The sequence below is a fragment of the Mycobacterium sp. genome (assembly GCF_052145595.1).
Classification (GTDB): Bacteria; Actinomycetota; Actinomycetes; order Mycobacteriales; family Mycobacteriaceae; genus Mycobacterium.
Genome location: NZ_JBKQOI010000302.1, coordinates 1 through 10,874 on the forward strand (window position 1 = coordinate 1; position 10,874 = coordinate 10,874).

General features: G+C 66.0%; 7 protein-coding genes. 6 read left to right on the top strand and 1 reads right to left on the bottom strand.

All coding sequences use genetic code 11. The features are described from left to right. Nucleotides 1–51: 51 nt before the first annotated feature. The 6 genes from grpE (at nucleotide 52) to ACLP4W_RS25655 (ending at nucleotide 8,019) form a co-directional block, all read left to right on the top strand. On the top strand, nucleotides 52–690 hold the full coding sequence (grpE, locus tag ACLP4W_RS25630; RefSeq protein ID WP_442390196.1) for a nucleotide exchange factor GrpE: 639 nt from the start codon (nucleotides 52–54) through the stop codon (nucleotides 688–690). A 54-nt stretch (nucleotides 691–744) separates the two neighbouring features. Then, nucleotides 745–1,920, top strand: a complete 1,176-nt coding sequence (dnaJ, locus tag ACLP4W_RS25635) for a molecular chaperone DnaJ (RefSeq protein ID WP_442390197.1) — start codon at nucleotides 745–747, stop codon at nucleotides 1,918–1,920. After that, nucleotides 1,920–2,327 (top strand): heat shock protein transcriptional repressor HspR, encoded by a 408-nt coding sequence (locus tag ACLP4W_RS25640; RefSeq protein ID WP_442390198.1) that lies wholly within the window; start codon nucleotides 1,920–1,922, stop codon nucleotides 2,325–2,327. Before dnaJ ends, ACLP4W_RS25640 begins: the two co-directional genes overlap by 1 nt. A 498-nt stretch (nucleotides 2,328–2,825) precedes the next feature. After that, nucleotides 2,826–5,459: a LuxR C-terminal-related transcriptional regulator gene (locus ACLP4W_RS25645; RefSeq protein WP_442390199.1), complete on the top strand. Its 2,634-nt coding sequence runs from the start codon at nucleotides 2,826–2,828 to the stop codon at nucleotides 5,457–5,459. Nucleotides 5,460–5,881: 422 nt separating this feature from the next. Beyond that, on the top strand, nucleotides 5,882–7,054 hold the full coding sequence (locus ACLP4W_RS25650) for an oxygenase MpaB family protein (RefSeq protein WP_442390200.1): 1,173 nt from the start codon (nucleotides 5,882–5,884) through the stop codon (nucleotides 7,052–7,054). Nucleotides 7,055–7,155: 101 nt separating this feature from the next. Further along, nucleotides 7,156–8,019: a DUF5995 family protein gene (locus ACLP4W_RS25655; RefSeq protein ID WP_442390201.1), complete on the top strand. Its 864-nt coding sequence runs from the start codon at nucleotides 7,156–7,158 to the stop codon at nucleotides 8,017–8,019. Nucleotides 8,020–8,037: 18 nt separating this feature from the next. On the opposite strand, the gene ACLP4W_RS25660 is transcribed toward ACLP4W_RS25655, so the two are convergent. Next, on the bottom strand, nucleotides 8,038–10,874 hold a 2,837-nt coding region (locus ACLP4W_RS25660; protein WP_442390202.1), incomplete at its 5' end, for an ATP-binding protein.

Consider the following 10,874-nt stretch of genomic DNA (forward strand, 5'->3'; position numbering starts at 1 on the left):
AGCTGATGACGTCGTGGACGCGGAGGTGGTCGACGACGACCGGGAGTCCAAGTGACCGAAGGGAATCAGGAACACGTAACGGTCACCGACAAGCGGCGCATCGATCCCGAGACCGGCGAAGTACGGCGGGGTGCCTCCGGCCCGACCCCCAGTGGGTCGGCGCCGGGGGCGTTCGCAGGCGAAACGCCAGAGGAGGCCGACAAGGCGGCCGAACTGCTCGGTGATCTGCAGCGGGTCCAGGCCGACTTCGCGAACTACCGCAAGCGCGCCTTGCGCGACCAGCAGGCCGCGGCGGATCGGGCCAAAGCCGCCGTGGTCAACCAATTGCTTGGTGTGATGGACGATCTCGACCGCGCGCGCAAGCACGGTGATCTGGAGTCGGGTCCGCTGAAGTCGGTGGCCGACAAGTTGATCAGCGCGTTGACGGGGCTCGGCCTGACGGCGTTCGGCGCGGAAGGTGAGGACTTCGACCCGGTGCTGCACGAAGCGGTGCAGCACGAGGGAGATGGCGCCGACGGCTCGAAACCGGTGATCGGCAACGTCATGCGGCAGGGCTACAAACTGGGCGAGCAGGTGCTGCGGCACGCGCTGGTCGGCGTCGTCGACACGGTCGCGGGTGACAGCGCAGAAAGCACCGCCGAAACCGGGCAGGCGGACACGGACGATAACCGCGACACCTCCGGTGGTTAGGCACAGAATCAAGACGACAAATAGATAGAGGAAGGTGAGAGGGGGTGACGCGACATGGCCCAGCGTGAATGGGTCGAGAAGGACTTCTACAAGGAGCTTGGCGTCTCCTCTGACGCCAGTCCGGAAGAGATCAAGCGCGCCTACCGCAAGCTGGCGCGCGACCTGCATCCGGACGCGAATCCCGACAACCCCGCCGCCGGCGAACGGTTCAAGGCGGTGTCGGAGGCGCACAACGTGTTGTCGGATCAGGCCAAACGCAAGGAGTACGACGAAACCCGGCGACTGTTCGCGGGTGGCGGGTTCGGCGGCCGGAAGTTCGACAACGGCGGCTTCAGCTTCAACGTGGGCGGGGACGGCGCCGAGTTCAACCTCAGCGACCTGTTCGACGCCGCGGGCCGAAGTGGCGGCGCCAACATCGGCGACCTGTTCGGCGGCTTGTTCGGACGCGGCGCGGCTCCGCGCCCGAGCCGGCCGCGACGCGGCAATGACCTGGAGACCGAGACGGAGCTGGATTTCGTCGAGGCCGCCAAGGGTGTGGCAATGCCGTTGCGGCTGACCAGCCCGGCGCCGTGCACCAACTGCCATGGCAGCGGCGCGCGGCCGGGCACCAGCCCGAAGGTGTGCCCCTCGTGTAATGGCTCCGGCGTGATCAACCGCAACCAGGGTGCTTTCGGTTTCTCCGAACCCTGCACCGATTGCCGGGGCAGCGGCTCGATCATCGAGCACCCCTGCGACGAATGCAAAGGCACCGGCGTCACCACCCGGACGCGCACCATCAACGTGCGGATCCCGCCAGGTGTCGAGGACGGACAGCGGATTCGGCTGCCCGGGCAGGGCGAGGCCGGGTTGCGCGGTGCGCCGTCGGGTGATCTCTATGTGACGGTGCATGTGCGGCCGGACAAGATCTTCGGCCGTGACGGCGACGACCTCACCGTAACCGTTCCGGTCAGCTTCACCGAATTAGCTTTGGGCTCAACGCTTTCGGTTCCTACGCTGGACGGCAAGGTCGGTGTCCGGGTGCCCAAAGGCACCGCCGATGGCCGCATCCTGCGGGTGCGCGGACGCGGTGTGCCCAAGCGCAGCGGTGGCAACGGGGACTTGCTGGTCACCGTGAAGGTGGCCGTGCCGCCGAACTTGGAAGGCGCCGCCCAGGAGGCGCTGGAGGCCTACGCGGACGCCGAGCGGTCAAGCGGTTTCAACCCGCGTGCCGGATGGGCAGGTAATCGCTGATGGCTATGAATCCCAGGGACCCGAAGAAGGAAGGATCCCGGACCTTTTTGATCTCGGTGGCCGCCGAACTGGCCGGCATGCACGCGCAGACGCTGCGAACCTACGACCGCCTCGGGCTGGTCATCCCGCGCCGAACTTCCGGTGGCGGACGCCGCTATTCGCACCGTGACGTCGAGCTGCTGCGTCAGGTGCAGCGGCTATCCCAGGACGAGGGCGTCAATCTGGCTGGGATCAAACGCATCATCGAGCTGACCAATCAGGTTGAGGCGCTGCAGTCGAGGCTGAAGGAAATGGCCGAGGAATTGGCGGCGTTGCGCGACAACCAGCGCCGCGACGTGGCGGTGGTTCCCAAGAGCACCGCGCTGGTGGTTTGGCAGCCCCGCAAGGCATCCCGCGACCGCCGCTAACCGCTATGGCCGGGCAAGCCGGACAGTTGGGTGCCGACATTTCCGAAGCCCGAGACGAAGGCCTGCGTCGCGAGGTTCAGGATGGTCGTGTTATAGCGCCCCGACATGAAGTTGCCCCGCGCCGGCAAATAGCTGCCACGAGTTGAGCTCCGGCGGCAACACCGATGGCCGCGGCAGTGGCGGCCGGCGTCCCTCCTGGCTGGCGGCCAGGTGCTTCACGTTAGGCTTTACTCGGGGTTACACCCGGGATCGGAGTGATTCATAAAAGCCTTTCAAAGAATCCCAACGCCGGCCTTCCCACTTGCGCAGCGCGGATGGGCAAACGTCAGCGCCCGTTGCGGTGCTCCCGCACACCACCGCAACATCGTGGCGCCGGTTGGTCGGCGATGTCGCCAACCATTGGTGAGTTTTCGACGATGCGCTTAATCCCAGCCGGAGTGACGAAGAATGGACGCTGAATTCGCGCGCCAATTCGATAAAACAGGTTATAGTCGGCCGGTGATTAGCGGCGATCCGCTGACAGGGCGTGACACCGAATTAGCCGTTATTCGCCGTGCGCTCACCGGAGTTGGCAATTACTCCGGCGTCGTCATCGCCGGCGCCGCGGGAGTGGGCAAGACCCGGCTCGCGCATGAAGTGCTGGCCCGCGCCGAAGCCTCAGGTGAGCGGACCTATTGGATTGTGGGTACCCAGTCCGCGCGACAGCTCCCATTAGGTGCGTTCACCGCATCCATGTGCGAGACCATGTCCGACCCGATATCTGACGTCCGACGTGTCATCAATTCCTTCGTCGCGCAACAACGTCATGGCCGCGTGCTGATCGGAGTCGATGACGCGCACCTGCTCGACGGATTATCGGCACACGTCGTACACCAGCTGGCACAGGCCCATGCAACACGTCTGGTGGTCACGGTGCGCACGGGCGGGGACGAGCCCGATGCGATCACCGCGCTATGGAAAGACGACCTGCTCGCCCGCCTGGACCTCGAACCGCTGTCGGCCACGGACACCCGCCGCATGATCGAGACCACGCTTGGCGGTCCGGTAGATAGTCGCAGCGCCAAGCGGTTCTGGAAACTGACCGGAGGCAACGCGCTGTTTTTGCGGCAACTGCTCAAGGACCAGATCGCCGCCGGTGCGATATGGCAGGTCGCCGGGGTGTGGATGTGGGACGAGCGCGTCGCGGTGTCGGACAGCATCGGCGACATGGTCGGTCGGCAATTGAGCCGGCTCGCCCCCGATGTGGCGCTGGTCGTCGATACGTTGTCGCAGTACGAGCCGGTGGCGGTCGACGTGCTCTGCGATCTGGTGCACCGCCGCGATCTCGAGGCGGCCGAACAGATGAACCTGGTCACCGTGGAGCGCAGCGGCTCCAGGTTGATGGCCCGGCTGGCCCATCCGCTGTTCGGTGAGCTTCGGCGGGCGGCGGCCAGCCAGATGTACCTGTCGCGCATCCGCGGCAAGCTGGCACAGCGGCTGGCCAAGGACGTCGACGATGATATGCACGCGACGGTGCGCAGGGCGCTGCTGGCCCTCGAATCGGACCTTGACCCAGACCCGCAGCTGTACCTGCAGGCGGCGCGGTTCGCGATGACGCTGCTCGATCTGGACCTGTCCGACCGGTTCGCCACCGCCGCTGCCGACGCGGGGGTCAGCGAGGCTGTCGGCCTCCGGGCGATCAGCCTGGCCGGGCGCGGGCACGGCGACCAGGCCGAGCCGATCCTGGCCGGGATCGGCGTGGATGACCCCGACGGACATCACTGGGCAACCGTGCGTGCAGCAAACCTGATTTGGAATCTCGGCCGACCCCGGGAGGCGTCGGCCATTCTCGACGGCCTGGCATCGACGCGAGAATCCGCCGCGCAGCGGGCCGAGCGCGTCGCGGTCGAATCATGTGTGGACGCGGTGCTGGCCCGCTGCGAGACCGCGGCGGAAAAGGCACGGTTAGCGCTGGACTCGCCGACACTGCCCGACTTTCACGCCATGTTGGCGTCCATCGCGTTGACCATCGCGCACGGCGCGCTCGGCAGACTCGATGATGTCTCCGACCTCGTGGTGGAGGCCATCGACCGCGCGATCATGTCGTCTCAGGCGTCGCCCATGAGGTTCTGGTATGGCGGTGTCTATGCGCGCGCCTGCCGGGTGAACGGGCGCATCGACGAATGCGTGCGCTCGGCCAAGCAGCTGTCCGAGTCGACACGTGACGTTCCCGGTCTGGCCTATGCGAACCTTGCGTTCTTGCTGGGCTATGCCGAGCTGGTTCGCGGGGAGATCCCCGCCGCGGTGGAACTCCTGCACGAGGCGCTGGCCGGGGCGGAAAAGCACAGCGTCACCACCGGTTTACGACCAGCGAGCTGCTTCGCGTTGGCCGAGGCCCACGCCAAGCTGGGTCAGGCGGATGCCGCGAACGCCGCGATCACCCAAGCACGGCAATACGTCCCGATCGACTACCTGTTCATGCAGACCAGTCTGGCGGTGGCCAGCGGTTGGGCGCTAACGGCCGCCGGGTGTCTGACCGACGCGATCTCGGTCGTTCGCGCCGCCGCCGAGGGTGCGCGCGAGCGCAATGAGCCGACGTATGAACTGGCCTGCGTGCAAGTCGCGGCTCAATGGGGCGACACGTCAGGCGCGACGCGCGCGCGTGAATTGGCCGATGAATTGTCGCTTCCCCTCGCGGATACGGTTGCGCGGCATACGGAATCGTTGCGGTCTGACGACGGGGAGGGTCTGCTGGAGGCATCGGCCGACTACCGGAAGCTGGGCGATCGGGCCGCCGCCGCCGACGCCGCCGCGCAGGCGGCCGTGGCGTTCAGCCGCAACCAGCAGCGCAAGCGCAGTCTGCATGCCGCGGCATTGGCGCAGCAGCTGGCCACCGACTGTGGTGGGCTGTGCACGCCGGCGTTGCGAAACCCCATAGGCCAGCCGTTGACCGGCCGTCAGCGCGAGATCATCGAACTGGTCGCCGCGGGGTTGTCCAACAAGGAAATCTCCGAACGGCTGGTCACGTCGGTGCGCACCGTTGAGGGGCACGTGTATCGCGCGTACCAACGCCTGGGAGCCGGGTCGCGCGAAGAGCTGGTCGAGATATTGCGGGCCGGCCAGGGTGGCTCACAATCTGCCCATTTCTCGTGACATGCGGGCGCGTTCGAGGTAGCCGGCGCAGTGGGGCCGAGGGGGCGGCGGTTGCAAGCCCGCGGCGACGACACGAAGCGCGCCGATCATTCGCCGGGTTAGCGGGGTGGACCTTGCCGACGCGGCTGCCGCGGTGCCGAACATCACCTCTTGTTCGGTGATCAGAACCGGGGGCTGTGATAGGTGGTGATCACTTACGGTCGGTTGATTGCCGGTGGTGGCATGCCGCGTTGCCGCGGCGGGCGGTCTGAAATCCGACATCGCTGATCGCCTCCACGCTGCGTGGCTGTGATGATGCGTGAAACCTATGACCGGCGCCGGCCGGACAGCGTGAGTAGCGGGCTACTCGTATTGCGGCCGACATCTACCCCACTGACGCGTAAGCCCTGGCGAAAAGCGCGAAGTCTGATAAAGCTACGCACATGGTGGGCGGCAATGGAAGTTCCCGATGGACGGACGCGCTGCTCGATGGCATGCGAGAGCTGGGCGATCCGCTGGCAGACGAGCCGGTCGCGGCCGTGCTCGACCGTGGCGGCATCGATGAGGTCAACGCGATGATGCAGACGCTGGTCCGCGTCGACCAGCTGGTGCCCGAGGCGTTGCCCGACGAGATCCGGGGTTACCTGGCCGAGACCCTGCCCCTGCCTGAGTGGGCCGACATGGGCAAGATCAAGCGTGGGCAGCAGCTATTCGAGACATGGGGCCTCGAGATCGCATGCTGCCTGTTCTGCGCATCGCTCCCGTCGGCATACGCGGCAGCCAACGGCGTGAGGGTGTTGTACGCGACCGCCCGGCTTGATACCGACGCGCGCCGGCGGGTGATGGAGACCGGGCAGTTCCTGATCGATGTGGCGAACGTCGGCGGGCTCGACGAAAACGGCAAGGGACGGCGCACCATTCAGCGCGTCCGATTGATGCATGCGGCTGTTCGGCACCTGATCAAGGCCCGCAACGAGCAGAAGCCCGGCATGTGGCACCCCGACTGGGGGACACCGATCAACCAGGAGGACCTCGCCGGGACGCGCATGAGTTTCTCGTATGTCTTTTCCGAACCGATGCGTCGCCTTGGCGTGCGCGTGCCCGCCCAGGACGTCGAGGCCTACCTGCACCTGTGGAACGTCATCGGGCACCTGCTCGGTCTGCGCGACGAGCTGCTGGTGCACGACGTCGCCGACGCCACCGCCCTGGTCGACACTATCCGGCGCAGGCAGTTCGAGGCGTCGGCCGAAGGGCAGGAACTCACCCGTGCGCTGCTGGATCTGATGTACGAGCTGACACCCGTGCACCGGTTAGACGGCACCATTCCGCCGTTGATACGTCATTTGATCGGCGACGAGACCGCCGACCTGTTGCTCATTCCGAAGTCGGATCTCGCCGACCACCTCGGGCCGCTCGCACGCATCGCCAAGTGGTTCTTCGTGCACGTCTTGGGCCAGGTCGAGCGCGACCTGCCGCGCTACCAACTGGCGTCGCGAATGGCCGCTCCGTTCGGGCGGGATCTGCTGGACACCGGGCTCAAGTTGGAGCGCGGCGGCGAGCGCGCGCCGTTCGACATACCCGATCACCTCGCCCGCAACTGGGACCTGCTGGCATGAGAGCACTCGCGAAAAGGTCACTCAGTCGCAAACGGGATCGCGAAAACATGAGTAGTCGACTACGCGTGCCCGGCCACTTCAGTCGGCCGACACTGACGAACATGACGACCTCCATCACGCCCCCACATGACATCGCATTGCCACCGACGCTGCCGTACTTCCCGCGCCTCGAAGAGCCCACCACCATCGACGATGCTGTGCGAGGTATCGATCAGGTCGTCGACTGGGCTATCAGGGCGGAAAGCCACATCGGTTACTTTGCCGCGCTGTACAAGCGCATAACTCTCGCCATCGAGCAGGCCATCCGCGAAGGTGTGTTCGACGACGGGCGCCGCGTAGAAGAGCTCGGCGTCGCCTTTGCCCGTCGGTATTTCACCTCATTGAATGCGTATTTCTACCCGAGCGAGTACCAGGGCCTGACTATTCCCTGGGAGGTCTCGTTCGTCGGTCAAAGTGACCGGGCGATCATGTTGCAGCACATGATGGCTGGGCTGAACGCACACATCACGTTTGACCTGGGCCTCGCCCTCTTGTCCGTTGCGGGGGACTCGCTGGACACGCTCGAGGACGATTTCCATCGCGTCAACGCCCTTCTCTGCTCCCAGATCCCCGGCATCCTCGATGTCGTCGAGCAGCGCTCCCCGGAGCTCCGCTGGACCCGCCGGCTCATACCGGATGAGGTCGGCGTCCTGAAGCGGATGCTGACAAAATTACGCAGTTCCGCGTGGTTATTCGCCATCTACATGGCCGTGCAACCGGACGATGCCAGGCAGAAGCGAGTGCATCAGGCCGCCTGGACGGCGACACTGGGCGCCTGGTACCTGCAACCGCCCGCGCGGTTCACGCTGTTTCCGGTACTTGTCCGCATCATCGCCAAACGTGAGAGCCGTGACGTGGCAGCCAACATCCGGGCGCTCGAAGGAATTTCAAATACCCCCGACAAGCTGGACAAGCGTTACCTCTGATCTGCTCGCGACGGCGAGTCACGAGAGAATCTTTTGTGCCCGTGCAAATTCCGGCCAACGAGCATCACCGGGAAAGCGGCTCATGAGGCCGGCCAGCTCGGACCGATCCCCGTCGCCGAGCAGGTCGAAAGAATCCAGCAGGCAGCGCAGTTCGAACAGAGTCGCGCCTTGGTGGCGTGCGAACTCAAGCGCGGCGGCCAGGGCCTGGCGGCGCGCATCGGGCTCGGTGAACGTATGAGCGCGCACGCGCATCAACTCGGCGTCGTGGAAGCGCATTCCCGTGTCTTCCGCATGCCGCAGCGCCATATCCAATCGTTCGCGCGCCTTCTCCGGCTGGCCCGCAGCAATCAGGAGGCGTCCGATAACAGCGTCGTGAAACGTCAGATAGCTGTTGAGGTGTAGCAGGCGCGACCCGTCCACGAGCCGCGCTACCTTCTCCGCCCGGGCCGTCAGCGCGGCAGCGTCGGCACCCGCAGCAAGCGCGCCAAGCGCTTTGGCGGTCGCGTGTTGAGTGGCACCGACCAATCGCCACAAGTCGAGCCCCGACTGCTCGCTTTGGCTGCGAAGCTCGGCGGCCAGGGTGGCGGCCTCCGAAATTTGGCCGCTCTCCAGTCGAACCCAAATTTCCATGAAGTACGTATGTGCCCTGTTGTGGGCGTTCTGTGGAAACCCCAAGTCGTCGCAGCGCCGGACCGATTCGGCCAACTCCGCGTAGGCACGGTCGAGGTCCCCGCAGACCATGTCCGTGAGCGCCAGGAAGATGTGTGCCGACGAGATCGGGTCGACGACCACCCACCAGGCGGTTTCCAGCACCCGCGGATCGGCGGCGGAACGATCGGCCAGCGCCTGCAGCAGATGTCCGCGGGCGGCGGCGAAGTCGCCTTCCAGCCAGGTGACGGCACCCAACGATGACGCTATGGCCGGATTACTCCAGGGCCGATCCTTGGTTATCCGGGCGGACAGCGAGTCGAGCAGTTCATGGGCCCGGCGCAGTTCGGCGCGCGGCAGGAAGTAGCTGATCAGCGCAGTGAGCGTGCTGAACAACTCATCTTGGTAGTTGCCGGTGCTCGCCAATGCCAGGCAGCGTTCAAAGTCGGCTGGGCCCTCACCGCTCATGCTGCCTTGCGTGGCGCCCGCCAAAAAGCCGCGCTCCAGCCGGATCGCGATTTCCCTACGGTCTCGCGCGGAGCCCGCGACGCAGCCGGCGAGCTGATCGAGCGCGGTCGTAAGGCAGGCCAGCGCTTCCTGGAGAGCGCCGCGCCGTCGGGCGTCCACTGAGGCCTTCTGGTAGGCCTCGACTGCCTCGTCGTGTTGCCGAGCCTGCTCGAAGTGAGTTGCGACCAGACGCCAGTCCGGCTCGACGGCACTTGCTGCGTCAACCAGTGCGCGGGCAATGCGGGCGTGCAAGTCACGGCGCAGTGATGGCGGGGCAAGCTCGGTTGCCACTTCGCGGAGCAGCTCATGGCGAAATCGCCAGCCGTCGGTCCCGGTTCGTTCGAGCACGCGCGCCCGCACGAGTTCGGTGACCACGTCGTCGATGTCTTTGGCGTCGCGTCGGACCACGGAGCGAAGCAACGGGAGATCGCCGGCGCGCCCGATGACGGCGGCCGCCTCGACCACCGGCACAAAATCGGCGTGGGAGTGATGCAGTCTGGCGAACAACGACTCATACAGCGCCTCGGGTACCCGGGACTCGGCTCCGGCGACGTCAAGTTCGCCGACGACACGTTCGATGTAGAAGGGCACGCCGTCACATCGGCTGCGTACCGCGGACCGCTGGACGTCGGTCACCGACGGGTCCAACGCAGTGATCAGCGCGTCGGACTGCTCGTCGGTCAGCTGCGCAAGTTCGAAAAGTGTTACCGGCCAATCAGTTCGCAGCCAATTATCCTTGCGTCCGGTCAAGACCACCAGCAGCCGCCCATCCGCGGTTGCGAGCAATGAGTTGAGCAGCTCCAGGGTGGACGGGTCGAACCAGTGCACATCCTCTGCGACCAGTAATCCGGCTTGATCCCCGACGCAGGCCAGCACGTATTGCTGAGCGGTCGCGCCGATCAACTCGTAAAGTGTTCGGCCTTCCACGGCAGCCGGGTGATAGCCGTGCTCGGGACCGACGCCGATGACCGGCGCGAGCAAAGGCACGGCGCTGGCGGGATCCAGCCCGCAGGCAAGCAGTTCGGCTTGCAGTAACCGCAGACGCTCCCGGCCGTCGGTGAGCCGGGTGATGCCGCATCGGCGCTCCACCAGCCGGCGCACCGGATGCAGGCCGATGTCGGTATGCAGCGGGGAACCAAACAGCTCGATCACGGGCGCACCCGAACTCCGGACCAATTCGGCCGCCTCATTCGCGAGCCGGGTCTTACCGATTCCCGGCTCACCGCGAAATACGACGCCCGGGCTGCTCAGCGCCGCGTCGCGGGCCCGCTGCCAGCTCTGCTGCAGCCAGCTCTGCTCACGGTCACGCCCTATCAGGGGCGGCGACCCCAGCGGCGGGGCTTCGGGTCGCTCACCGAGCACCTGGTGATGGCTGATCAACCCCTCGACGCCCTTCACCGCGGCCGCCGGACGTGTGCTGAGGTCAAACAAGTGACCCACCAGCGGTGCGACCGCATCCGACACCGCCACCGTGCCCGGCTCGGCCAAACCACAAAGACGGGCGGCCAGGTTGGCGGCGAAGCCGTAGACGTCGTCTTGGTCGGTGTCGAGATAGACCAGGCCGCGGTGGATTCCGACCCGCACGTTGATGGCCACGCCGAACTTGCGTTCGGCCCGCTCGCTGAGCTGAGCGATGGCGCGGGTGATTTCGAGCCCCGCCGCGACGGCACGCCGCACGTCGTTCTCATGCGCCTTGGGGT

Bases quoted from the DNA above. Each gene is read 5' to 3' on its own strand.
- dnaJ (WP_442390197.1), top strand. From the start codon at position 745: ATGGCCCAGCGTGAATGGGTCGAGAAGGACTTCTACAAGGAGCTTGGC.
- ACLP4W_RS25640 (WP_442390198.1), top strand. From the start codon at position 1,920: ATGGCTATGAATCCCAGGGACCCGAAGAAGGAAGGATCCCGGACCTTT.
- ACLP4W_RS25650 (WP_442390200.1), top strand. From the start codon at position 5,882: ATGGTGGGCGGCAATGGAAGTTCCCGATGGACGGACGCGCTGCTCGAT.
- ACLP4W_RS25655 (WP_442390201.1), top strand. From the start codon at position 7,156: ATGACGACCTCCATCACGCCCCCACATGACATCGCATTGCCACCGACG.